The organism is Longivirga aurantiaca (assembly GCF_042660085.1).
GTDB classification, from domain to species: domain Bacteria; phylum Actinomycetota; class Actinomycetes; order S36-B12; family CAIYMF01; genus Longivirga; species Longivirga aurantiaca.
In genome coordinates, this window is sequence record NZ_JBHSTI010000008.1 from 277,637 (window position 1) to 299,969 (window position 22,333).

Here is a 22,333-nt window from a genome sequence, read left to right on the forward strand (position 1 = left end):
GTGTCCGTGCAGGGTTCGGTCCCGCTCACCGCGGAGCAGCGGGCCCGGTTGTCCGCGCTGGCCGACGTCCTGATCCGCGGCGGTGCCGGTCTGCCCTCGGCCAGCGAGGCGGAGGTGCACTCGGTGTGGATCGACCGGGTGTTCGTGGCGCGCCCGGACATGGAGGTCGTGGTGCGCGGGGTGCTGGACGTGGCTGGGGATGCCGAGTCGGTCGTGGCCGGTCTGCGGGCCTCGGACGCGGAGCGGTTCTCGGCGTTCGCGTTCGCTGTCGCGGGGGCGTGGCTGATCAATCCGCGGGTGCGTCGTGAGCTGGGCTACCCGGGCCCGGTGCCGATGCGTCAGCCCGCCCTGCCCGACGAGGCCGACGCCTATCTCGAGGACGGCATCCTCGACGTCGTCATCGCCCGAGGCCCCATCTACCGCCCCACCCCGGACGCACAGTGAGCTCGGTCCCTGTCTCCGATGTCCTCGCCTGGAGCAGCGCAGTTCTCGTCGAGGCTGGGCTCGCTCCCGTCGACGCGGGATGGGTGGCGGAGAGCCTCGTCTTCGCCGACCTGCGAGGGGTGAGCACACACGGTGTGATGCGGCTCCCGACCTACGTCGCTCGCATCCGAGCGGGCGGTATCGCCGCGCGGCATTCGATCACCGTCGAGGCTGACCTGGGAGCGCTGGTGATCCTTGACGGCGGCGCCGGTGCCGGCGCGAGCCTCGGAGTGCACTCCGCCGATCTCGCCGTGGAACGCGCCCGCACCTACGGCATCGGCGCCGTGATCACCAAGAACGCCAACCACTTCGGCGCCTGCGCGTTCTACACCAACAGGATCGCCGACGCCGGGCTGCTGGGCCTGGTCGCGTGCAACACGGAATCCGTGATGTGTGCGCCGTTCGGTGGCGCACCCGTGCTGGGCACCAACCCGCTGGCGCTCGCCGTGCCGATGCCCGCGTCGGAACGCCCCCAGCTCGACATGGCCACCACCACGACGAGCCAGGGCCGGCTGCTGATCGCGGAGCAGGCCGGGGAGCCGATACCGGTGGGGTGGGCCGTCGACGCGGGGGGACAACCCACGACCTCCGCGAGCGAAGGCCTCCGCGGTGCGCTCCTGCCGATGGGCGGGCCGAAGGGGTTCGGGCTCGCCTTCGCCGTGGACGCACTCCTCGCGCTGGCCGGCGCCAACGTGAGCACGAGGGTGTCCGCTCTGGGCGGCGATCCCTCCGAGGCCCAGAGGCTGGGGCACATCGCCATCGCCATCCGCGCGGACGGTGCGCAGCCGCTCGACGACTACCGCAGCGCCATGAGCGGGCTTGTCGGTTCCATCCACGCCAGCTCGGTCGGGCTGGACGTGCCAGCGGCGGTCGCGCCGGGGGAGCCCGAGGTGGAGCGCGAGCGCGCGGCCGACGGGCGCATCTCGCTCTCGCCGCATGTCGTCGCGGAGCTCGCCGAGCTCGCCGAGAGCGCGGGGATCGCCCTGCCGTCCGCGCTCGCCGCACTCACGCGACCGATCACCACTCGCGAATCTGGAGAGACGAGCACATGACCACGATCGCCTCCGTGCGCTCCGACTACTACCTGGTCCCGCTGGACGTCGTTCTGAGCGACAGCACCCACGGCAGCATCCCGCACTTCGAGCTGGTGACCGTCCGGGTCACAGACAGCGACGGAGCGGAGGGGATCGGCTACACGTACGCCGTGAACTCGGGCGGGGCTGCCTTCAAGACCCTGATCGACCACTACCTGACACCCGTGGTCCTCGGCGCCGACGTCGACGCGAGCGAGCGCGTCTGGCAGGACATGTGGTGGGCCGTCCACTACTCCGGACGTGGCGGTCACGCGACCTCGGCGATCTCGGCCGTGGACATCGCGATCTGGGACCTGCGCGCCAAACGCGCAGGCCAGCCGCTGTGGCGCTACTTCGGCGGCTTCGACCCGAAGGTGCCGGTGTACGCCGGGGGCATCGACCTGGACTTCTCGGTCGAGGAGCTGCTCGAGCAGGCCGACCGTTTCCAGGAGCTCGGGTTCCGAGCCATCAAGATGAAGGTCGGCCGAGCGAGCCTGCGGGAGGACGTCGAGAGGGTCCGCCGGATGCGCGAGCACCTCGGCGACGACTTCCCGCTCATGGTCGACGCCAACATGAAGTGGAGCGTCGACCAGGCCGTGCGTGCTGCCCAGGCCCTCGCCGAGTTCAACCTGCTGTGGATCGAGGAGCCGACCATCCCCGATGACGTCGCGGGCCATGTGCGGGTCGTGCGCGAGGGGCGCACCCCGGTCGCCACCGGCGAGAACATGCACACGCTGTACGAGTTCAGCAACCTCATCGTCGCGGGCGGGCTGACGTACCCGGAACCGGACGTCACCAACTGCGGCGGCATGACCGTGTTCCGCAAGATCGCGGCGGTGGCGGAGGCGCACAATCTCCCCGTGACGTCCCATGGTGTGCACGATCTGACGGTCCACCTGCTCGCGGCTGCTCCCAACCGGACCTTCATGGAGGCCCATGGCTTCTCGCTGGACCGCTACATCGCCCACCCCATGGCCGTCGTGGACGGGTTCACCATGGCGCCCGAGAGGCCCGGGCACGGCATCGAGCTCGACTGGTCGGCTCTGGAGCAGCACCGGTCGTGACTACGGGAGCGATAAGACGCCGCCTCGTCCTCTGGGATGTCGACGGCACGCTGGTGAGCAACGACGAGAGCGACGAGCGGCTGTTCGTGGCCACCACCGAGTCCGTCCTCGGCCCGTTGCCGCACATCGTGCACCCGTACCGCCATGGCAAGACCGACCGGCAGCAGGTGATCGAGTACCTCAAGGCCAACGGAGGCTCCTCCGCGCAGGCTGACGAGGGCTCGAGGCTTCTTGTCGAGCACTCACGGGTGCACTTCGCCGAGCCCGGAGAGCGTGTGACGCTGCCGGGGGTGCGAGCAACGCTCGAGGCGCTCGCTGCCGCAGGGCACGTCAACGCCATGCTGACCGGGAACAGCGAGGTGCGCGCACGGCTCAAGCTGCGATCCGCCGGCTTGTCATCGGAGCATTTCGACTGGGCGTCCAGCTTCTTCGGCGGAGCCGTCGCCTCCCGCCTAGACCTGACGCGTGCTGCCTCGGAGTACGCCGCTGGCCGCGGCCTGGTGCCGGTGGTGATCGGGGACACCGCCGCGGACTCGCACGCGGCCGAGATCGCGGGGATCGAGTTCATCGGCGTGGCCACGGGCGTGTACGACGCCTCGGAGCTACGAGCGACCCCGAACGTCCTGGTCGTCGACGACCTGGACGTGGGTGGCCGTTCCGTCCTCGACCTTCTCGCGACCCGTTAGGAGCCGACGGCTGCGGCCTTCTCGGCCAGCCTGGACCCGAACTTGTCCAGGTCGACGATGAACCGCTCATGAGTACCGGCGACGACGTCGTCGATACCGTCGTTCGCTGTGATCTCGAAGACGACACGGCGCCGATCGACCTCGGTGACGGTTGCCGTGCAGGTCACGGTCTGCCCCAGCAGTGTCGCGGCGGTGTGCGCGATGTCGACGCGCGTGCCGACGCTCGACTGGGTCGGCGGTAGGTGAGGTGCCAGCGCCTCGATCGCCGTGAGCTCCAGCAGCAGGACGAGATCAGGCGTGGCGAAGATGCGGTAGTCGCCTCGCTCCGTGCAGTCCTCGAGCTCGATCCGCTTGACCAGCGTGCCGCTGGTGCCCACGGTGATGTCGTCGATCATGGTGTCCTCTCGGGTTGTCTAGAGCACTGCCAAAGGGTTCACCGGAGAGCCGGTTCCCCCGGGGATGCGCAGGGGGGCCATGGCGAACAGGAACTCCCAGCGGTCGAGGTCCGCGCAGGCGACCGCGAGGTCCTCGAGGGACATGTTGTCGATGAGCGGCATGCCCATCGCATTGAGCGCCAGCGCATGGATGGGCGAGACGATGCCCGCGACCGGGCTCGGTCGGGCGTCGCTGTCGCCGTCCGAGCCGAGCAGGGCGGACCCGTCGCGGCTGAGCACCTGCATGCAGTCAGGCCCGAGACCCGCACTGAAGTTCGAGGGGTCCCAGGCGCCGAGGGCGTCCTTCCTCGCACGAGCGCCCGTGCGCACGAGGACGGCGTCCCCGGGACGCAGAGACACGCCCTGCTCAGCGAGCACCGATTCGAGCTCGTCGGCTCCGATGGCCGTGCCGGGATCCAGCCACGGCAGTCCGCGGCTGCGCGGGACGTCCACCAGGACACCGCGGGTCACTACCCCGTGTGCCATGTGGGCGACGGTTCCGACGTCGCCACCACGATCGCCGACGTGCGTCTCGGAGTCGTAGCCGTTGTAGAGACGTCCGCGGAACACGCAGTGGCACAGGGCGTCGAGGTGCGTCACGGACTTCCCGTGGAAGTCCATGCCCACGTAGTCGGTGTTGACGCTCGGCTCGGCGTCCCCCGTGGCCGCGTATCCGGTCATGCGGTGCTCGACGGGTCGAGCGTTGTCGGGGCCGGGATCGCGATCCAGGTCATGGCTCAGGCTGATCGAGCGGCCCACCCGGACGAGCGAAGAGGCCTCGACGACCGTGCGGTCCGAGATGTGATGGAGAGTCCCGCGCTGATCGTCGTGACCCCAGCGACCCCAGGTGCTGACCCGATCGAAGAGCGCGTCGAAGTCCGCGGACTCCATGGTCACGGGTTCCTGTCGATCTCGAACATCACGAGCTCCGCCTCGCCCTCGAGCACCACGAGTCCCTCGCCCTTGGAGACCGTGGTGGTGACGAATACCCGGCCGCGCTCCTCGTTCTTGTCGGTGACGACGCACTCCACGGTGATGCGGTCCCCGATGAGCACAGGTCCTCGGAAGCGCATGGTCTGCGACACATACGCGCTGCCGACGCCCAGCAGCTGGGCCAACGTCGCACCGATATAGCCGCCGCACTGCATGCCGTAGGCGACCCGCCCTCCGAAGCGTGTCGAGGCAGCGAACACCTCGTCCAGGTGCAGCGGACCTCGGTCGCCGATGATGCCGGCGTACATGACGACGTCGGCCTCCGTGACCGTGCGCGTCCACTCCTCACGGTCGCCGACCTGGACCTGGTCGATGGTCAGGTACTTCACGTCTGCGCTCCTGTGATGAGTTGCCGCAGGGACACCCCGGCGGCATGACGGTCCCACGTGTCCGGCGTGACGCCCTCGTTGCGCAGGGCGACCTTCTGCGGCTTCCCGTTAGGGGTCCTGGGCAGCTGATCGAGCACGCGGACGTAGCGAGGCACCATGAAGTGCGGCAGTCGTTGCGCGAGGTCGGTGATGAGAGCGCCCGGATCGAGCGGGGCGCCGGGCGCGGGGATCAGGCACAGCAGCACGTCGTCGTCGCCCGCGAACTCCGAAGGAACGCCGACGGCGGCGCACTCGGCCACGCCCGGATGCTCGAGCGCGGCACGCTCGATCTCGTACGACGAGATGTTCTCCGCTCGGCGGCGGATGCGCTCCTTGACCCGGTCCACGAAGTACACGTAGCCATCCTCGGCGATGTAGGCGAGGTCGCCCGTGTGGAACCACAGGTTTCGCCATGCGGCCAGAGTGGCCTCGGGCATGCGCAGGTAGCCCTGCATCATGGTGAAGGGCCGTCGAGGGCGCAGGACCATCTCGCCCGTGCTGCCCAGCGGGACCTCCTCGTCGGTGTCCGGGTCGACGATCCGCAGCTCGAAGTGCTCAGCACGCAGGCGCCCGCACGATCCGATCCGCAGTGGTTCGTCGAACGGCTGCCAGATCGGGATCGTCACCTCGGTCATCCCCCACGTCTCGATCCCGCGGATGCCGAAGCGCTCCTGGAAATCCAGGGCGATGCCGGCGGGGAACGGGGAGGCCATGATGCGGGTGATGGGGTTCTCGGCATCGTCAGCTCGCACCGGCTGCTGGTGCAGCATCTCGACGAGGGGGCCGTGCAGGAGCGCGATGGTGCAGTCGTTCTCGCGCGCCCGCGACAGGAACTCGTCGACCGCGAAGCGCGTGTCGAGGACGACGCGCCCGGCGGCCATCATCGAGCCCATGATCCCGATGAACTTCCCTGCGACGTGGAACAGCGGGATGAAGCAGTAGAAGGCGTCGTCCGAGGTCATCCGCGCGCCTTCGACGCCGAGGCGCGAGAACAGCCGCACCTGACCGTGAGGCATCATCACGCCCTTGGCCGGTCCCGTCGTCCCGGACGTGTAGATGATGGACGCGATGTCGTGGGGTCCGACGAGCCGCTCGGGCGCGGTGTCGGACGCGCCCAGGACGTCATGGAACGCCAGGGTCCTGGTGCCGGGGACCGTCACCGTCACCGGTCCGTCGCCGGCGGGGTAGACGACGACCGTGTCCAGATGGGTGAGCGAGTCGCTGATCTCGACGACCCGGGGGAGCAGCGCCTCCTCGACGAACATGACGCGCGCCTGGGAGTTCTGCAGCACATGCTCGAGGCTGTGGCCGCGGTAGCCGGTGTTGATCGCGACCTCGACCGCGCCTGCGAGGCTCGTGCCCAGCCAGGTGGCGATGGACTCCGTGGAGTTGTCGGCCATGATCACGACGCACTCGCCGTGCGCGACGCCCAGCGCGACGAGCCCGTTGCCGACGGCGCACGCGGCGCGGTAGGCCTCGGCGTAGGTCACCGGTCGGCCGCCGACCTGGCGGAAGAACTCGCGCTCTCCGTCCTCGCCGGCGCGGGCCCGGAGCAGATCCGGAAGAAGCGCGTCGAGCATGACGTCCACGGTGTGCGGCACCCTTCAGATGTTGACGGCGGACATGTCGCTGTAGCGGTCGCCGACGACGGCATCCGGCGGGACGAGATCGCCCAGCCGAGCCAGGTGCTCGTCCGTGAGCTGCAGCGACGCCGCGGCGACGTTGGACTCGAGGTTACGGCGGTGCTTCGTCCCCGGGATGGGTACGACGTCGTCGCCCTGTGCGAGCACCCACGCCAGCGCCAGCTGCGCGAGCGTGCAGCCCAGATCGTCGGCGATCTCGCGGGAGGCCTCCACGAGGGCGAGGTTGCGCTGCAGCGCATCGCCCTGGAAGCGCGGCGACGTGCGCCGCCAGTCGTCGGGCGCCAGGTCGTCGGCGTGGCTGATCGCACCCGTGAGCAGCCCTCGGCCCAGCGGGCCGTAGGCGACGAACCCGACGCCCAGCTCACGGCACACCGGGAGGATCTCCTGCTCCACGTCGCGGCTCTGGAGGGAGTACTCGCTCTGGATCGCCGCAACCGGGTGCACGGCATGGGCCCTGCGCAAGGTGGCGCCCGAGACCTCCGACAGCCCGATGTAGCGCACCTTGCCCGCAGCCACCAGGTCGGCCATCGCCCCGACCGTCTCCTCGATGGGAGTGTCCCGGTCCAGCCGGTGCTGCCAGTAGATGTCGATGCGGTCGGTGCCGAGGCGCTGGAGGGACAGGTCGCAGGAACGTCGGACATAGTCCGGGCGTCCGTTGACGCCGAGGTTCGTCCCGTCCGAGGCGCGCACCATGCCGAACTTGGTGGAGTAGAGGACCCGGTCCCGCTGTCCGGCGAGCGCATGACCGATCAGGGCCTCGTTGGCGAACGGGCCGTAGACGTCGGCGGTGTCGAAGAGCGTGACGCCGAGCTCCACGGCTCGCAGCAGCGTGGCGCGCGACTCCGCGTCGTCGAAGTCGGTGCCGTACGTGCCGGACATGGTCATGCAGCCCAGACCGAGGGACGACACCTCGAGCTCGGCGCCGAGGCGACGGGTGCGCACGGCTACTGCCCGACCGGGAAGACGGTCTCGACCCGGCGGACGGAGATGCTCAGGACGAAGGCCTTGGGCTCGTCGCCGATCACCGCGGCCCGCCTCTCCGACGCCCGGTAGCGGGCCTCCTGCTCCTCGGCGGTGCCCTCGCCGACGAACTCGCGCACCCACAGGAAGGTGGAGGTCGCACGGTCGGCCCACGCACCGCGCACGGGCAGCCCGAACTCCTCGTGGAGGGGCACGATCTTGTCGTGGAAGAGCGTCAGCCAGGCGTCCATCGTGCCTGGGACGATCTCGTACGTTCGATGCTCGACGGTCACCGGTATCCTCTCCTATGCGACATACGCACATTGATTGCATATGTCGCTGAGTGAGGCTAACGTCCATCGGAAAGGCAGGTCAAGGTGACCAGCCCCGACGCGCGAAGGCCGACGTGAGCGGGAGTGACCCAGATCTGGTTGCCGTCGGCGAGACGATGGCGACCTTCGTGCGCGCCGGCGCAGTCGATGCCTACCGGCTCGTGACGGCCGGGGCCGAGTCCAATGTCGCCGCCGGGATGGCCGTGCTGGGGTGCCGGACGCAGTGGCACTCGCGGCTCGGGGCCGACGAGCTCGGCGCGTTCGTCGCCGACTCGCTCGCGGCGGCCGGGGTCGACGTCGTCGTCGAGCGCGACCCCGAGCGTCCTACGGGTGCGGCGGTCAAGGAGATCGGCGACGCAGGGTCCCGGATGCGCTACTACCGCGCCGGCAGCGCGGCGAGCCGACTCGACCTGCTGGACACGCGTCCCGCTCAGGAGGCGCAGCGCCTGCACCTCACCGGGGTGACCCCGGCCCTGTCCCGCGAGAACAGCGGCGTGGTCGCGCGGCTGCTCGCCGACCGCCGCGGGGGCACCAGCTTCGACATCAACTACAGGCCGGTCCTCTGGGCCAGCGCCGAGCAGGCTGCCAGCGTCCTCATCCCGCTGGCACGATCCGCCGACGTCGTCCTCATCGGCGATGACGAGGCACGGGCGCTTCTCGGGTCCGACGACGTCGACGTGGTGGCGCGAGCGATCCTGGTGCGGCCCGACCAGGAGCTGGTGCTCAAGCGCGGGCCGTCCGAGGCCGTGCTCGCGACCGAGGACCGGCGCGTCTCCGAACCGGCTCACCGGGTCGAGGTCGTCGACGTCACCGGAGCGGGGGACGGGTTCGCGGCGGGCTACCTGACGGCTGCGGTCTGGGGCTGGCCCGCGCGTGCGAGACTCCGGCTCGGGCATTTCCTGGCCTCACGGGTCGTGGGAGTCCTGGGAGACACCGTGCCTGACATCGACCGAGAAGACCTGACCAGGCTCGCCGTTGACCTGGGGCAGACGTGGCCGAACCCGACGGAGGAGAGACGACGATGAGCCAGACCCTGGATCGAGCCCTGCAGATCCTTGACTACGTGGGGGAGAAGCCGCGGCGCATCGCGGAGATCGCGGAGTTCCTCAACGTCCATCACTCGACGGCGCTCCGCTTCCTGCACACGCTGCGAAACCACGGGTTCGTGCACGAGCTGCCCGACCACCGGTACCGCCTCGGCGCGGCGATGTTCCGACTGGGCTTCCAGGCGCTGGACGGGCTCGAGCTGAGGTCAGTGGCCCGACCGGCGATGGAACGCCTGAGCGCCGCGACGGGCGAGACCGTTCACCTCGGTGCGCTCGAGGACGGCGATGTCGTGTACATCGAGAAGGTCGAGTCGCAGCACCCGGTGCGCACCGTGTCCCGCATCGGTGCGATCGCCACCCTGCACTGCGCCGGAGTGTCCAAGGCCATCCTCGCGTTCCTTCCCGAGGCGGAGCGGGAGGCGTTGCTCGCCTCGCACGAGCTGGTGCGGCGGACCGACCACACCCTCACCAGCAGGGAGGCGTTGGAGGCCGATCTCGCGCTGAGCCGCGAGCGCGGTTACGTGCTGGACGACGAGGAGAACGAGCCCGGGATCCACTGCGTGTCCGCCCCCATCTTCTCGGGCGACGGGGAGGTCGCCGGCTCGATGAGCGTGTCGACGCCGATCAGCCGCATCGACCGGGACGCCCTGCTCGGCTTCGTCCCCGCGCTGCTCGACGCCACACGGTCCACGTCGGCGATGCTGGGCTGGAGCGGCTGATGCAGCTGCGGACCGTCGCAATCCTGCGATCCTTCGGCCCGGAGCGGTCGCGCGAGCTCGCTCTGCGTTGCTGGGACATCGGCGTCGACCTGGTGGAGGTGCCCGTCCAGGACGACAGGGGCTGGGCCTCCCTGGCGGCCGTTGCCGCTGTGTCGGAGGGGCGACCCTTCGGCGCCGGCACCGTGCTCACCACCCACGACTCGCATCGCGCCACCGATGCCGGAGCCTCGGTGGTCATCAGCCCGGGGATCGATGCTGCGGTCGTCGAGGCCGCCCGGGCCGCGGGGGCGATGCCGCTGCCCGGAGTGTTGACCCCGACGGACGTGACGCTCGCGCACTCCCTCGGCCTGTCCGTGTGCAAGCTGTTCCCGGCGTCGCAGGTGGGACCCGCCTGGCTCGGGGACATCCGCGGCCCGTTCCCCGCCATGCGGTTCGTCGCCGTCGGGGGCGTGGACCACGTCACTGCCGCGGACTACCTGCGGGCCGGCGCTGCCGGGGTCGGCTTCGGCTCGAGCATCGAACGAGTCCTGCAGGCGTCCGACCCGGCCGGGATCATCGCCGGGCTGCATGCGCTGTGCTCGCCGCCGGGGGCAGCGCCGGATGTACTGATGTAATGATGAGTCGCCGTTGACTCCTCCCGACGCATCTGGGTAATCTTCTGCACTATGCGCGGAGCATCTGCATATGCTGCATTGGAGGGCTCGTGAAGGTCCTGGTCTGTGTCACACAGACGCTCGAGGTGGCGACCTACCTCGAGTTCACCCCTGACGGGCGCGAGCTGGACCCTGCCTTCGTCACCGCTCTGGTGAACGAGGCGGATCTGTGCGCCGTCGAGGAGGCGCTAGGGCTCGTCGCGGCTGCCGGCGGCGGCGAGGTCGTCCTCGTCAGCGTCGGCGAGGACAGTGCCGAGGACGCGCTCCGCTCCGCGCTGGCGCTCGGTCCGGAGCGTGCTGTCCGGGTGTGGGGCGAGGGGGTCGTGCTCTCCGACGCCGGCTCGATCGCCGCCGCGCTGATGACCGCCGTCGAGGCCGAGTCCCCGGACCTCGTGCTCACCGGAGTCCAGTCGTCGGACACCGGCGCCCAGTCGGTCGGGCCGGCCCTCGCCGCGCGGTGGGGTGTCGCCTGCGTGCCCGTGGGCCGACGGCTGTCGGCGTCCGGATCGACCCTCAGCCTGGAGCGCGAGTTCGAGGCCGGCCTCGTCGAGCGGGTCGAGGTGGATCTGCCCGCCCTGGTGACGGTTCAGGTCGGTGCCAACACGCCTCGCTACGGGACCTTCAAGGACAAGATGCGTGCGAAGAAGGCTGACATCGGCGTGCTCGAGCCCTCGGTGATGCCGCCGGCGCGGACGACGCTCACCCGCCTTGAGGCAGCTCCGCACGGCTCCGGCCGCTCGATCGAGCTCATCGAGGGCGGCCCGTCGGTCGTAGCCGCCCGCATCGTCGAACTGGTTCGGGAGGCCCAGTCGTGACCCGTTCCCTGGTCCTTGCCGAGGTGGTGGACGGCGTCCTCGCCCCCGTGACAGCGCAGGCGGTCGCGGCCGCCGTGGGCCTGGGCGGCGACATCGTCCTCGGCCTCGTCGCGCAGGACCCTGAGGCGCTCGTCCTTGCCGCTTCTCTGGCGGGTGTCACCGAGATCGTGACGGTCGCGGTCCCAGGGACGGACCGTGATCACGAGCAGGCGCTCCAGGCGGCCGTGGCCCTCGTGGCCGACGTCCGGCCCGATCAGGTGATCGCCGGATTCACCATCCGTTCCTCGTCCTACGCGGCCGCACTCGGTCACGTCCTGGACGTGGGCGTGATCACCGACGCGATCGCCCTGCGCCGTGACGACTCACAGAACCTGGTCGCGACACGGTCGGTCTACGACGGCCGCGTCCAGGCCGAGGTGGTGCTCGACGGCTCCCGGCCGGGCGTCGTCCTGGTACGCCCGTCGTCCTGGGAGCCCGTCGAGCCCGGTGGCGCACCGGTCGTACGGGCGCTGAGCGTCGAGATCGCCCCATCGCGTGTTCGCTCCGTCGAGCTCGTTCGGCCGTCGGGCGACGTCGACCTCGCGCGCGCCGACGTGATCCTCTCGATCGGTCGCGGAGTGGGGAGCCAGGAGAACGTGGCTGTCTTCGCGGACGTTGCGGCCAGGCTGGGTGTGGCGCTGGGTGCCTCGCGGCCGATCGTCGATGCCGGATGGCTGCCGGCGGCGCACCAGGTCGGGCAGACCGGTTCGACCGTGAAGCCCCGCCTGTACCTGGCCTTCGGCATCTCCGGCGCGCTGCACCACCTGGCGGGTATGCAGAACAGCCGGACCATCCTGGTCGTGAACTCCGACAGGAACGCCCCGCTCTTCGGCCACGCCGATGTCGGTGCCGTCGAGGATATCCATGACGTCGTCGAGCAGCTCAACCTGCTGCTCGCCTAGCCAGCGCACCAGGGTCGGGAGGATCTCGTGAGCACGCACGATGTGCCAGACGTACTCATCATCGGCGCGGGAGCGTCGGGCGGTGTCGCGGCCAAGCATCTGGCCGAGGAAGGCCTCAGCGTCGTCATCCTCGAACAGGGGAACTGGGTCGACCAGAGCGACATGCCCGGGCTCCGTCCGGAGTACGAGCTCCTCGGCAGCGGTCCCTGGCATCCGAACCCCAACGTTCGTAACCGCCCCGAGGACTACCCGGTCAATCTCGACGACAGCGCGGCGGTCATCGGGATGTTCAACGGCGTCGGCGGCAGCACGGTCCTGTACGCCAGCTGCTGGTGCCGCGCCAAGCCGTCGGACTTCCGCGTGCGCACGCTCGACGGCGTGGCCGACGACTGGCCGTTGTCGTACGAGGAGCTCGCCCCCTTCTACGCGCAGGTCGAGCTGGAGCTCGGGATCTCGGGTCAGCCAGGGAACCCGGCCTACCCGCCGGGCTACGCGCCGCCGCTCCCCTCGCTGCCCATCAACATGGCGGGACGCGTCATGGCGCAGGGCATGAACAAGCTGGGCTGGCACTGGTGGCCCGGCTACAACTCGATCGCCTCCCGTGACCATCTGCATCAGAAGCAGTGCCAGCGCCTCGGCGTGTGCATGTACGGATGCCCTGAGGGGGCCAAGGGCTCGAGCGACGTAGCCCTCATCCCCGATGCGCTGGCGCACGGTGCGCGGCTCGAGACCGGCGCCCGCGTCGCCCAGATCACCCTGGACGAGAAGGGCCGTGCCAGCGGAGCCGTCTACTTCAAGGACGGCAAGGAGCACTTCCAGCCGGCCAAGGTCGTGCTCGTGGGCGCCAACGGTGTCGGGACGCCACGACTTCTGCTGATGAGCGAGTCCAACCGGTTCCCGGACGGGCTCGCGAACAGCTCGGGCCTCGTCGGCAAGCGGTTCATGACACATCCGTTCGGCACATCCGTCGGTCTCTACGAGGACGATCTCGAGGACTGGGTCGGCCCAACCGGCGAGGCGATCGAGTCGATGCAGTTCTACGAGACCGATGCCTCGCGCGGATTCGTGCGCGGCAGCAAGTGGCACATCATCCCGTCCGCGGGGCGCCCCCTCGGCATGATCAACCGCTTCACGATGGGGGAGGCGGGTGTCGCGGACGAGCCGTTCTGGGGGGAGCCCTTCACCGACCGGATGAGGTCGTCCGTCGGGCACCTCATCGAGTGGATGATCATGCCCGACGACCTGCCGGAGGAGACGAACTTCATCTCGCTCGACCGGTCGATGTCCGACTCCGACGGTCTTCCCGCCGCCAAGGTCACCTACGTGACATCGGAGAACACGCGTCGGCTCGTCGACTGGAACCTCCAGCGGAGCCTCGAGGCGCACGAGGCCGCCGGGGCGACGAAGGCGTGGATCACCAACCGCAACAACCCCTCGTGGCACAACATGGGCACCGCCAAGATGGGCGACGACCGTGAGACCTCGGTCGTGGACCGTTGGGGTCGGACCCATGACGTCCCGAACCTCTACGTCATCGACGGGAGCCAGTTCCCCACGGCGACGGGAGTCAATCCGACCGCGACGATCTGTGCGCTGGCCAAGCGGACGGCGACGTTCATCGCGAACAACCGTGACCAGGTGGTGGCGTGGTGAGCGTGGATGTGTCCGTGCAGGGTTCGGTGCCGCTCACCGCGGAGCAGCGGGCCCGGTTGTCCGCGCTGGCCGACGTCCTGATCCGCGGCGGTGCCGGTCTGCCCTCGGCCAGCGAGGCGGAGGTGCACTCGGTGTGGATCGACCGGGTGTTCGTGGCGCGCCCGGACATGGAGGTCGTGGTGCGCGGGGTGCTGGACGTGGCTGGGGATGCCGAGTCGGTCGTGGCCGGTCTGCGGGCCTCGGACGCGGAGCGGTTCTCGGCGTTCGCGTTCGCGGTCGCGGGGGCGTGGCTGATCAATCCGCGGGTGCGTCGTGAGCTGGGCTACCCGGGCCCGGTGCCGATGCGTCAGCCCGCCCTGCCCGACGAGGCCGACGCCTATCTCGAGGACGGCATCCTCGACGTCGTCATCGCCCGAGGCCCCATCTACCGCCCCACCCCGGACGCCTGAGACGGCTTATGGGCGGGCCGGCTCATGCCAGGTCAGGAAGCGCGCGGGGTTGTCGACGGTGATCCGGCGTACCGACTCGTCGTCGAGGCCCTCGCGGCGTAGCCACGGGATGAGTCGCCACGGGATGTAGCTGTAGCCGGGCCCACCACCCCACGACACCAGCGAGCTGCGTCGTGCCAGGTCGCCGGACAGGGTGATGTGGTCGACCAGGCCGTCCTCGACGAGGCGGAGGATCGCTTGGACTCGGGCGGAGTCCGGCTCGTACCACTCCTTCGACACGCAGTCGTAGCCGAGTGTGAACCCGTCCCGCGCCAAGGCGCGGTGCTCCGCCACGTCCAGCCTGCGGTCGAGATGACCGAGCGTGACGCGCTGCGGATCGGCGCCGGCACGGGTGAGGACCCGGGCCTGGTCGACGGCCATCGTCCCGGCCGTCGTATGGGTGGTGATCGGCGCGCCCGTGACGACCTGCGCCCGGGCTGCTGCAGTGAGGACGCGCTCCTCGGCGGCAGTCACGGTGTCCCGGGAGCTGCCTGCCTTGATCACCCCCGCGCGTACGCCGGTGGCACCGATCCCCTCGGTGAGCTCGACCGTCATCTCCTCGACGAGCTGGTCGACCCCGCGGTCCTCGATGTCGAGAACCCCGGACCAGTAGTCGACGGACACGTGGCCGGTGGTGGCGACGACATGCACCCCGGAGGCGCGCGAGATGCGCGCGAGAGCGGCGACGTCGCGGCCGAACTCGGCGACCGTCACCTCGACGAGGGCCCCGCCTCCGGCCGAGCGGTAGATGGCCACCTCCTCGGTCGCGCGAGCCTCGTCGTCGAGCAGCAGGTCGTCGTTGTCGCGCAGCCGAGGCGCGGGGGCGGTCATGAGGTGCTCGTGGCAGAGCGTCAGACCGAGAGCCGTCGGTGGGATGTCACCGAGCACCGTCCGTACGAATGCTTGACCCGTCATGGTCACTTATCATAACGTAGTGACAACATGATGACGAGACCATCGGAGCAGGACGTGGTGCAACGGCTCTACTTCGTGGGCGTCTCCACGGCCGCCTCCGGCATCATGACCATCTTCCCCGCCTGGGCCGAGGCGCTCGGCCTCCGCGCCGAGATGCACGGCGTCGATCTCCCCGTGCAGGCCCGCCCGGACGACGTGCGCGCGGTGATCGACACCCTGGCAGTCGACCCGCAGGCAGTCGGCGCGCTCGTGACGACGCACAAGGCCGCGGTCTGGGACGCCGCCTCGGACCGCTTCTCCGAACTCGACCCCTGGGCGCAGGTGTGTCGCGAGATCTCGTGCATCGCGGTGCGCGACCGGGGTCTGATCGGCTGGGCGAAGGACCCGATCACCTCGCGCCAGGCGTACACGCACCTGCTCGGCGAGGACCCCTGGGGCGGCGGTGAGCGCGATCTGGTCTGCCTCGGCGCGGGTGGTGCCGGGCTGGCTCTGGCCGCGGCAGTCCTGGACGGCGGGCACCAGCCGCGCCGGGTGGTGCTCGCCGACCGGGACCCCGGGCGACTGACGGTCTCCCGGGAGGTGCTCGACCAGCTCGACGTTCGGGCAGAGCTCGAGCTCGTCGTCACGAGCAGCCCGGAGCAGGCCGGGGACCTGGTGTCGGCGTCCGCCGAGGGCTCCCTGGTCGTGAACGCCACGGGCATGGGCAAGGACCTGCCCGGCTCGCCGGTCGGGCCGGACGCGGTCTTCCCCCGGGGCGCGGTGGCGTGGGACATGAACTACCGAGGCGACCTGGCGTTCCTGGACATCGCGAGGGCGCAGCAGCTCGAGCGGGGTCTCGTAGTCGCCGACGGGTGGCGCTACTTCCTCCACGGCTGGACCGAGGTCATCGCCGAGCTGTTCGGCGTCGCGATGTCCCCCGACGTGTTCGCCGAGCTCGCCTCAATCGCCGGTCAGGTGTCGGGTCGGGAGGTGGGCAGTGCCGGCGTCAGCCGTGGCTGAGGGAGTCGACCCCCGCGGAGCTGCGGCTGTCGCGGACGACGTCCATCTCGATGCGCATGCGGTCGGCCCGGTGCCAGGCCAGGAAGCACTCGATGACATCGCCCGCAGCGTTGCGGGCCACCGACTCGATGTAGAGCAGCGGGTCGCCGGGGCCGACCTCCAGAAGCTTGGTCAGCATGCCCGAGGCGGCGACCGCCTCGATGGACCGATGGCCGGTGTCGATGCGCAGGCCGAACTGGTCGGACAGGATGCGGTACAGCGACACCGTGGCGAGGTCGGCCGCGCGCAGCTGCGTCAGGATGGCCTCGTCGTCGCGGGCGATGTAGGACTTGGTGAAGGCGACGACCTCGTCATTGACAGCCCGGAGCCGGACGATCTCGATGCAGTGCGTACCGGGAGCGGCGCCGATCAGCTCACGAGCCCGCCCCACGACCTCGACACGGTCGATCGACAGGACGCTGCTCGAGACCGAGTGCCCATGGCTGGTCATGTCCTCGAAGAAGCCGACGGTGCTCTCCATGAACTGCTCGGAGAGCTTCGGCTTCGCCACGAAGGTGCCCTTGCCGCGCATCCGCTGCAGGACTCGCTCGTTGACCAGCTCGCCGACGGCCTGCCGCACCACGGTCCGCGAGACGCCGTAGCGCGCGCACATCTCGGCCTCGGACGGCATCAGGTGGCCGGGCTCGAGGTTGTCGCGCGCGATCTCGCGCACGATCAACTGCTTGAGCTGCTCGTAGTAGGGCAGCCGGGCGTCGTGGTCGATCCCCAGGTCCGTCACGGGGTAGAACGTAACATCCGGTCATGACGTCCTGTCGTCTCCCCGGTGGCACTCGCCGACCTGATCCCACCACCGCACGTACACGAGGAAAGAAGGCCTGATGGTCAAGGAACGGCTCGTTCGCGTCGTCGTCGCTGGTGTCGATGCCCCCTCCATGGCGCAGCTCGCCACGAACGCGGGCGGAGGCCGGGTGGAGGCGGCCGCGCTCGGCGACATGCAGGGCGCTCGGCTGGTCAAGAAGGGTCAGGCCGACTACTACCTCGGCACCTGCTGGTCCGGCGGCGGCGGAGCGCTGGCTGCGGCCACCGCCATCCTGGGCGCCAACCTCGTGGGGATCGTCGGAACACCCGGCATGATCGTCACGGAGGAGCGGGTGCGGACCGCGGTAGGCGAGGGCCGCATCGCCTTCGGGTTCGCCTACGAGCAGTCGACGGCCGCGATCCCCATGATCATCAGCGAGATCCTCGCCCACCGCGATGCGCTTGGCGGAGGCACGGATGACTGAGTCGGCCCCCACCTCGGCCGCAGCACTCGCGGCGGTGGCCGCCGAGTTCGCCGAGAGGCTCGATCTGCTCGAGGAGAGCGGGCAGGTGACCAACCTCGCCCGCCGTCTCACCGAGCTGTGCCTCGCAGAGCTGGCGACCGACCTCGGTCTCACGCTGACCGAGGACAACGCCGCCCAGTTCGTCACCCATCTCGCCATCGCCCTCACCCGCATCAACCGGGGCGACCCCGAGATCGCGTCGTCGGTCGTGGCGGCGGAGGAGATCGCGGACCGAACGCGCGAGCACGATGCGGTGATGCGCGTCATGCACGACGCCTCGCGCCTGCTCCAGCGCGAGGTCCCCGAGTCGGAGATCACCTTCATGACGGTCCACCTCTGCGGCTTGGTCGACGAGAAGGCAGCGTCCGGAGCGTGATGAGGCGCGCGGTCATCGTGGTCATCGACGGCTTCGGCATCGGGGCGACGCCGGACGCCGGCCCAGCCGACCTCGGGATGAACACGCTGGCGCACGTCGCTGACGCCGTCGACCTCCGGCTGCCGGTGCTCGCGTCGCTGGGCCTCGGACGTCTCGTGCCCGACGCGGTCGAGCCGGTGCAGGAACCGCGTGCGGCATACGGCCGGCTCACGCCTGTGCACATCGGCGCGGACACGTACATGGGCCATCAGGAGCTCATGGGCGGTGGCCTCTCACGGGTCGAGTTCCGGCTCATGGAGGAGCTCGGCGACGACGTCGCCGCGGCCCTCCGGTCCGCAGGGCACACGGTGGAACCCCTCGTCGTCGGGCAGTCGATGCTGCTGGTGGACGGTGCCGTGGTGGTGCACGACAACATCGAGGCACGTGCGCGGCTCAACGTGAACGTGACCGCGTCACTCGACGACATCGACTTCGACGCCCTTACCGAGATCGGGTTGATCGTGCGGCGCGCGATCAACGTCTCGCGGGTGATCGTCGTCGGGAGCCGCGGATACGACGTCGACAGCATCCGCTCCCACATCGTCCATCGCGGCGACGGGCACATCGGCGTCGACACCCCGAGCCTCGGCGTCTACAACGAGCACTACCAGGTGCGGCACCTCGGACTCGACCTGCCGATCGAGCGTCAGCTCCCGATGCGGGTCAAGGACCAGGGCGGCGATGTCGTCCTGCTCGGCAAGGCCGCCGATGTGGTGAGGTGCGAGGGGGCGACCCTGGAGAACATCGTGCCGACGGACGGGGTGTTCGATGCCGCTGTGCGGCATCTCGACGGGTTGAGCCGCGGCCTGATCGTCGCGAACGTGCAGGAGTCCGACTTGGCGGGGCACGAGCAGGATGCCGCGCGCTACGCCCGCGTCCTGGCAACCGTCGACGCCAGGCTGCAGGAGCTGCTCGACCGTCTCGGACCCGACGACCTTCTCGTGATCACCGCCGATCACGGCAACGACCCGACCTCGGGCAGCAGCAGGCACACCCGCGAGTACGTACCGGTCCTCGTCCTCGGCCAGCAGCTACGCCCGGTCGATCTCGGGATCCGGTCGTCCCTGGCTGACGTGGGGGCCACCGTCGCGGAGCTCCTCGGCACCGAGCCACTCGATTCAGGCACGTCCTTCGCCCGGGAGATCCTGTGTTCATCGATGTGACCCTGCGCCGCAATCCCGAGCTCGTGGGCGCCGCCGTCGACCTCCATCAGGCGGGGCGGATCCCGTCGAACTGCTACGTGGTGGATCTGGACGCCGTGTCGAGGAATGCGGCGCTGGTCGCGCGATCAGCGGCGTCGCACGGACTCACGCCGTACCAGATGACCAAGCAGTTCGGTCGCAACCCGATCGTGGCCCGGGCCGTGGCAGCGGCGGGTATCGAGAAGGTGGTGGCGGTGGACTTCGAGGAAGCGCGGCTGCTCCACAGCCACGGGCTGCGCATCGGGCATCTGGGGCACCTCGTGCAGGTCCCGCGAGACGAGGTCGGCCTGGCCCTCGACATGGAGCCGGACTTCATCACGGTCTTCGGCCTGGCCCAGGCTGCCCGGCTGAGCGCGGCGGCAGTGGAGCGGGGGCTCGTGCAGGACGTCACCCTTCGCGTGGTCGGCCCGGACGACACGTTCTACGCCGCGCAGCGCGGCGGCGTGCCGGTGCACGAGGCGGTCGAGGTGGCGACCCGGATCCGGGACCTACCCGGCGTCCGTCTGCGCGGAGTCACGAGCTTCCCCGTGGTCCTGTGGGACGAGTCCGTCGGCGCGTTCGCGCCGACAGCCAACCTCTCCACGCTGGGTGCGGTCTCGCAGGCTCTGCGGGCCGCCGGGATCGACGTGGACGTCCTCAACGCCCCGAGTGCGTGCTGCACCGCGACGTTCGGGATGAAGGCCGCAGCCGGTGCGACCCATGTGGAGCCAGGGAGCTGCCTCACCGGCCAGACACCGCTGCACGCGGTGAGCGACGAGCCCGAGCTCCCGGCCATGATCTACGTCTCGGAGGTGTCGCACACGACTGCCGACGCCGCCTACGCGATCGCCGGCGGCCTCTACCCACGGTGCAAGTCGCGCACCGCGCTGGTGTACGACGAGGCCGGTGCCACCCCCCTCGTCGCCCAGGTCGAGCTCGACCCGGCCGAGGCGATCGACTACTACGGCACACTGCGTACGGACGATCCGCCATCGGTGCGGGTCGGCAGCACCGTCGTCTACGCCTTCCGGGCGCAGGTCTTCGTGAGCAGGTGCTTCGTCGCGGTGGTGAGCGGCGTACAGGGGACCCCCACCGTGGAGGGCATCTTCACCAGCACGGGATTCCGGCTCGGCCCTGACCTGCTGCCGCTGTCGAACGGGAGAACCCACCCATGACCGCCATCCGTACCGCCGTCGTCGCCGATCCCCTGGGGCTCCACGCTCGTCCCGCAGCGGAGCTCGTGGCACAGGCCCGGGCCTACGAGTCCGACCTCGTCCTCGCGTCCGGCGAGAAGACGGGGAACTGCAAGAGCCTGCTGGCGGTGCTGAAACTGGGCATCGTGGGCGGCACCGAGGTGACGGTGACGGCAACGGGTCCCGACGAAGCCGTCGCGGTCGAGGTGCTCGCCTCGTTCCTCGAGCTGGTCCACGGAGAAGGCACATCGTGATCGTCACCGGCATCCCCGTCTCGGGAGGGATCGCTGTCGGCCGTCTCGTGGTGGTGGGCGCGCTGATGCCGACCGACGTCGACTCCGTCTCGGTCTCAGAGTCCGGAGGAAGTGCCGAAGAGCGGATGACCCGGCTCGTTGCCGCCGTCGCCGCCAGCCGCCAGGAGATCTCGTCGATCGCGGCCCAGACGCGGCAGCGCATCGGGAGCGACCCGGCTGCGATCATCGAGGCCCAGCTGCTCGTGCTCGACGACCCCGAGTGGTGGGAGCCGATTCGTGACGAGGTGCTCGGCGGGGCGGAGCCGACGACCGCGGTGCGGTCGGTGACCGAGGCCGTGGCCGAGGCCCTCGCCTCGCTCGACGATCCCTACCTTCGCGAGCGGTCGGCCGACGTGCTCGACGTCGGCCAGCGCGTTGCGGGCCATCTCGTAGGCAGGTCCCGCACCCACGCGCTGCACGGTCAGACCGGCGATGTCGTGGTCGCAGCCCACGAGCTCACTCCGACCGACACCCTCGACCTCGACCTCGACGTCGTCCGCGGCATCGTGACCGAGGCCGGGGCCCGCACCTCGCACGCCGCCATCCTGGCGCGCCAGCTGGGGATCCCCGCTGTGGTCGGAGCCGTCGGGGTGCTGGAGGCCGCTGCTCCCGGTGTGGTCGTGGTGCTCGACGGCGATGCAGGCACGTGCGAGATCGATCCGGAGCCGCACGCCCTCGACCTGGCACGGGCCAGGTCCCTGGGGCGTGCGACGCCGTCCGTCATCACCCAGTCGGTGACGACCCGGGACGGCGTGCAGGTGCACGTGCTCGCGAACGCCTCCAGCGTCTCCGACGTCGAGCGGGCCGTGGCCGAGGGTGCGGACGGGATCGGGCTGTACCGGACCGAGTTCCTGTTCATGCGGTCGGACGGGCTGCCGGACGAGGCGACCCAGGCTGAGCACTACGCGGCGGTGGCCGAGGCTGCCGGTGGGCGTCCGGTGACCTTCCGGACCCTCGACGTCGGCGGCGACAAGCCGGTTCCCGGGCTCAAGATGGACCCCGAGGAGAACCCGTTCCTCGGAGTTCGCGGCATTCGCCTGACCCTGGCGAACCGTCCGGTGTTCGACGCGCAGCTGCGCGCGCTCGCGCGGACCTCCGATGCTTTCCCGGGCGTGTCGGTGATGGTTCCGATGGTCTCGGGGCTCGAGGAGCTCGACGACGTGCGCCGCGTCCTGCAGGACGTGGCGCCTCGGGTCGCGTTCCGCCTCGGCGCCATGGTCGAGGTGCCGAGTGCCGCGCTGCTGGTCGATGCCCTGGCGCGGGAGGTCGACTTCCTCTCGGTCGGTACCAACGACCTCACCGCCTACCTGCTGGCGGCGGACCGCGGCAATCGCCACCTGCACGGGCTGTACTCGGAGTTCCATCCGGCCGTCCTTCGCGCGCTGCATCTCATCCGCGACGGCGCGAAGGAGACTCCCGTCAGCGTCTGCGGCGAGCTCGCAGGTGACCCGCGGGCTACGGGCCTGCTCATCGGCCTGGGGTATCGGCAGCTGTCCGTGTCAGGGCCGCTCGTGCCGGCTGTGAAGGAGCGGATCCGCACGATCGACACGGCGGCCGCCGAACGGGCGGCCGAGGAGCTGCTGAGAGCGCGCCGCCATCGCGATGTCGACGCGATCCTGGAGTCGCGCCCGTTCGAGGCTTGAGCGCGCCGAGGACGGCGGCGC

26 protein-coding genes are annotated in these 22,333 nt (G+C 70.1%); 18 read left to right on the plus strand and 8 right to left on the minus strand.

Annotation, left to right across the window (positions count from 1 at the left end):
* Positions 1-6: 6 nt before the first annotated feature.
* The 4 genes from ACFQGU_RS05205 to ACFQGU_RS05220 are packed head-to-tail and all read left to right on the plus strand — an operon-like array spanning position 7 to position 3,306.
* Positions 7-444 carry a hypothetical protein gene (locus tag ACFQGU_RS05205; RefSeq protein ID WP_386764410.1) on the plus strand — a complete coding sequence of 146 codons (438 nt, stop codon included), beginning with the start codon at positions 7-9 and terminating at the stop codon, positions 442-444.
* A complete protein-coding gene (locus tag ACFQGU_RS05210) occupies positions 441-1,535 on the plus strand; it encodes an Ldh family oxidoreductase (protein WP_386764412.1) in 1,095 nt (364 codons plus the stop codon). Before ACFQGU_RS05205 ends, ACFQGU_RS05210 begins: the two co-directional genes overlap by 4 nt.
* Positions 1,532-2,620, plus strand: a complete 1,089-nt coding sequence (locus ACFQGU_RS05215) for a mandelate racemase/muconate lactonizing enzyme family protein (protein WP_386764414.1) — start codon at positions 1,532-1,534, stop codon at positions 2,618-2,620. The genes ACFQGU_RS05210 and ACFQGU_RS05215 overlap by 4 nt, the downstream gene beginning before the upstream one ends.
* Positions 2,617-3,306, plus strand: a complete 690-nt coding sequence (locus tag ACFQGU_RS05220; RefSeq protein WP_386764416.1) for an HAD family hydrolase — start codon at positions 2,617-2,619, stop codon at positions 3,304-3,306. Before ACFQGU_RS05215 ends, ACFQGU_RS05220 begins: the two co-directional genes overlap by 4 nt.
* Here the strand turns inward: ACFQGU_RS05220 and ACFQGU_RS05225 are convergent.
* From ACFQGU_RS05225 to ACFQGU_RS05250, 6 genes are all read right to left on the minus strand, one after another.
* Positions 3,303-3,701 (minus strand): thioesterase family protein, encoded by a 399-nt coding sequence (locus ACFQGU_RS05225; RefSeq protein ID WP_386764418.1) that lies wholly within the window; start codon positions 3,699-3,701, stop codon positions 3,303-3,305. The genes ACFQGU_RS05220 and ACFQGU_RS05225 overlap by 4 nt on opposite strands.
* 18 nt (positions 3,702-3,719) lie before the next feature.
* Positions 3,720-4,421 carry a cyclase family protein gene (locus tag ACFQGU_RS05230; protein WP_386764420.1) on the minus strand — a complete coding sequence of 234 codons (702 nt, stop codon included), beginning with the start codon at positions 4,419-4,421 and terminating at the stop codon, positions 3,720-3,722.
* Between the two features lie 212 nt (positions 4,422-4,633).
* Positions 4,634-5,062, minus strand: a complete 429-nt coding sequence (locus ACFQGU_RS05235) for a MaoC family dehydratase (protein WP_386764422.1) — start codon at positions 5,060-5,062, stop codon at positions 4,634-4,636.
* The gene (locus tag ACFQGU_RS05240) at positions 5,059-6,702 is read right to left on the minus strand and encodes an AMP-binding protein (RefSeq protein ID WP_386764423.1); all 1,644 of its coding nucleotides are present in this window, start codon (positions 6,700-6,702) and stop codon (positions 5,059-5,061) included. Before ACFQGU_RS05240 ends, ACFQGU_RS05235 begins: the two co-directional genes overlap by 4 nt.
* A 3-nt stretch (positions 6,703-6,705) precedes the next feature.
* A complete protein-coding gene (locus ACFQGU_RS05245) occupies positions 6,706-7,686 on the minus strand; it encodes an aldo/keto reductase (protein ID WP_386764425.1) in 981 nt (326 codons plus the stop codon).
* A gap of 2 nt (positions 7,687-7,688) precedes the next feature.
* Positions 7,689-7,997 carry an NIPSNAP family protein gene (locus ACFQGU_RS05250; RefSeq protein WP_386764427.1) on the minus strand — a complete coding sequence of 103 codons (309 nt, stop codon included), beginning with the start codon at positions 7,995-7,997 and terminating at the stop codon, positions 7,689-7,691.
* A gap of 113 nt (positions 7,998-8,110) precedes the next feature.
* On the opposite strand from ACFQGU_RS05250, the gene ACFQGU_RS05255 reads away from it, so the two are divergent.
* From ACFQGU_RS05255 to ACFQGU_RS05285, 7 genes are all read left to right on the plus strand, one after another.
* Positions 8,111-9,061, plus strand: a complete 951-nt coding sequence (locus ACFQGU_RS05255; protein WP_386764429.1) for a sugar kinase — start codon at positions 8,111-8,113, stop codon at positions 9,059-9,061.
* A complete protein-coding gene (locus tag ACFQGU_RS05260) occupies positions 9,058-9,801 on the plus strand; it encodes an IclR family transcriptional regulator (RefSeq protein WP_386764431.1) in 744 nt (247 codons plus the stop codon). The genes ACFQGU_RS05255 and ACFQGU_RS05260 overlap by 4 nt, the downstream gene beginning before the upstream one ends.
* Positions 9,801-10,415 carry a bifunctional 4-hydroxy-2-oxoglutarate aldolase/2-dehydro-3-deoxy-phosphogluconate aldolase gene (locus ACFQGU_RS05265; RefSeq protein WP_386764433.1) on the plus strand — a complete coding sequence of 205 codons (615 nt, stop codon included), beginning with the start codon at positions 9,801-9,803 and terminating at the stop codon, positions 10,413-10,415. Before ACFQGU_RS05260 ends, ACFQGU_RS05265 begins: the two co-directional genes overlap by 1 nt.
* Before the next feature lie 89 nt (positions 10,416-10,504).
* Positions 10,505-11,269, plus strand: coding sequence for an electron transfer flavoprotein subunit beta/FixA family protein (locus ACFQGU_RS05270; protein WP_386764435.1), 765 nt, complete (start codon positions 10,505-10,507; stop codon positions 11,267-11,269).
* Positions 11,266-12,210: an electron transfer flavoprotein subunit alpha/FixB family protein gene (locus ACFQGU_RS05275; protein WP_386764437.1), complete on the plus strand. Its 945-nt coding sequence runs from the start codon at positions 11,266-11,268 to the stop codon at positions 12,208-12,210. The genes ACFQGU_RS05270 and ACFQGU_RS05275 overlap by 4 nt, the downstream gene beginning before the upstream one ends.
* Before the next feature lie 27 nt (positions 12,211-12,237).
* Positions 12,238-13,863, plus strand: coding sequence for a GMC family oxidoreductase (locus ACFQGU_RS05280; RefSeq protein WP_386764439.1), 1,626 nt, complete (start codon positions 12,238-12,240; stop codon positions 13,861-13,863).
* Positions 13,864-13,877: 14 nt separating this feature from the next.
* Positions 13,878-14,312: a hypothetical protein gene (locus tag ACFQGU_RS05285; protein ID WP_386764441.1), complete on the plus strand. Its 435-nt coding sequence runs from the start codon at positions 13,878-13,880 to the stop codon at positions 14,310-14,312.
* 6 nt (positions 14,313-14,318) lie between these two features.
* Here ACFQGU_RS05285 and ACFQGU_RS05290 read toward each other — a convergent pair whose 3' ends face one another.
* A complete protein-coding gene (locus tag ACFQGU_RS05290; protein ID WP_386764443.1) occupies positions 14,319-15,266 on the minus strand; it encodes a phosphotriesterase family protein in 948 nt (315 codons plus the stop codon).
* A gap of 27 nt (positions 15,267-15,293) precedes the next feature.
* Here ACFQGU_RS05290 and ACFQGU_RS05295 point away from each other — a divergent pair, with 27 nt between their 5' ends.
* The gene (locus ACFQGU_RS05295; RefSeq protein WP_386764444.1) at positions 15,294-16,265 is read left to right on the plus strand and encodes a shikimate dehydrogenase; all 972 of its coding nucleotides are present in this window, start codon (positions 15,294-15,296) and stop codon (positions 16,263-16,265) included.
* Here ACFQGU_RS05295 and ACFQGU_RS05300 read toward each other — a convergent pair.
* Entirely contained in the window at positions 16,252-17,043 is a 792-nt protein-coding gene (locus ACFQGU_RS05300) for a GntR family transcriptional regulator (RefSeq protein WP_386764446.1), read from the minus strand. The genes ACFQGU_RS05295 and ACFQGU_RS05300 overlap by 14 nt on opposite strands.
* 100 nt (positions 17,044-17,143) lie before the next feature.
* Between ACFQGU_RS05300 and ACFQGU_RS05305 the strand changes: the two genes are divergently transcribed.
* From ACFQGU_RS05305 to ptsP, 6 genes are read left to right on the plus strand one after another with little or no spacing between them, the layout of a single operon-like run.
* Entirely contained in the window at positions 17,144-17,548 is a 405-nt protein-coding gene (locus ACFQGU_RS05305) for a DUF2620 family protein (protein ID WP_386764448.1), read from the plus strand.
* Positions 17,541-17,963 carry a PRD domain-containing protein gene (locus ACFQGU_RS05310; protein WP_386764450.1) on the plus strand — a complete coding sequence of 141 codons (423 nt, stop codon included), beginning with the start codon at positions 17,541-17,543 and terminating at the stop codon, positions 17,961-17,963. Before ACFQGU_RS05305 ends, ACFQGU_RS05310 begins: the two co-directional genes overlap by 8 nt.
* On the plus strand, positions 17,963-19,165 hold the full coding sequence (locus ACFQGU_RS05315; protein ID WP_386768161.1) for a phosphopentomutase: 1,203 nt from the start codon (positions 17,963-17,965) through the stop codon (positions 19,163-19,165). The genes ACFQGU_RS05310 and ACFQGU_RS05315 overlap by 1 nt, the downstream gene beginning before the upstream one ends.
* Complete coding sequence (locus ACFQGU_RS05320; RefSeq protein WP_386764452.1) at positions 19,150-20,358, plus strand: alanine racemase; 1,209 nt, start codon at positions 19,150-19,152, stop codon at positions 20,356-20,358. The genes ACFQGU_RS05315 and ACFQGU_RS05320 overlap by 16 nt, the downstream gene beginning before the upstream one ends.
* Positions 20,355-20,630, plus strand: a complete 276-nt coding sequence (locus tag ACFQGU_RS05325) for an HPr family phosphocarrier protein (protein WP_386764453.1) — start codon at positions 20,355-20,357, stop codon at positions 20,628-20,630. The genes ACFQGU_RS05320 and ACFQGU_RS05325 overlap by 4 nt, the downstream gene beginning before the upstream one ends.
* Positions 20,627-22,312: a phosphoenolpyruvate--protein phosphotransferase gene (gene ptsP / locus ACFQGU_RS05330; RefSeq protein ID WP_386764455.1), complete on the plus strand. Its 1,686-nt coding sequence runs from the start codon at positions 20,627-20,629 to the stop codon at positions 22,310-22,312. The genes ACFQGU_RS05325 and ptsP overlap by 4 nt, the downstream gene beginning before the upstream one ends.
* The last annotated feature ends 21 nt before the right edge of the window (positions 22,313-22,333 follow it).

What these genes read in the sequence shown, in the direction of transcription:
- ACFQGU_RS05230 (WP_386764420.1), bottom strand. Translation starts at nt 4,421, where the DNA reads ATGACCGGATACGCGGCCACGGGGGACGCCGAGCCGAGCGTCAACACC.
- ACFQGU_RS05215 (WP_386764414.1), top strand. Translation starts at nt 1,532, where the DNA reads ATGACCACGATCGCCTCCGTGCGCTCCGACTACTACCTGGTCCCGCTG.
- ACFQGU_RS05265 (WP_386764433.1), top strand. Translation starts at nt 9,801, where the DNA reads ATGCAGCTGCGGACCGTCGCAATCCTGCGATCCTTCGGCCCGGAGCGG.
- ACFQGU_RS05260 (WP_386764431.1), top strand. Translation starts at nt 9,058, where the DNA reads ATGAGCCAGACCCTGGATCGAGCCCTGCAGATCCTTGACTACGTGGGG.
- ACFQGU_RS05305 (WP_386764448.1), top strand. Translation starts at nt 17,144, where the DNA reads ATGGTCAAGGAACGGCTCGTTCGCGTCGTCGTCGCTGGTGTCGATGCC.
- ACFQGU_RS05310 (WP_386764450.1), top strand. Translation starts at nt 17,541, where the DNA reads ATGACTGAGTCGGCCCCCACCTCGGCCGCAGCACTCGCGGCGGTGGCC.
- ACFQGU_RS05315 (WP_386768161.1), top strand. Translation starts at nt 17,963, where the DNA reads ATGAGGCGCGCGGTCATCGTGGTCATCGACGGCTTCGGCATCGGGGCG.
- ACFQGU_RS05325 (WP_386764453.1), top strand. Translation starts at nt 20,355, where the DNA reads ATGACCGCCATCCGTACCGCCGTCGTCGCCGATCCCCTGGGGCTCCAC.
- ACFQGU_RS05290 (WP_386764443.1), bottom strand. Translation starts at nt 15,266, where the DNA reads ATGACGGGTCAAGCATTCGTACGGACGGTGCTCGGTGACATCCCACCG.
- ACFQGU_RS05295 (WP_386764444.1), top strand. Translation starts at nt 15,294, where the DNA reads ATGATGACGAGACCATCGGAGCAGGACGTGGTGCAACGGCTCTACTTC.
- ACFQGU_RS05225 (WP_386764418.1), bottom strand. Translation starts at nt 3,701, where the DNA reads ATGATCGACGACATCACCGTGGGCACCAGCGGCACGCTGGTCAAGCGG.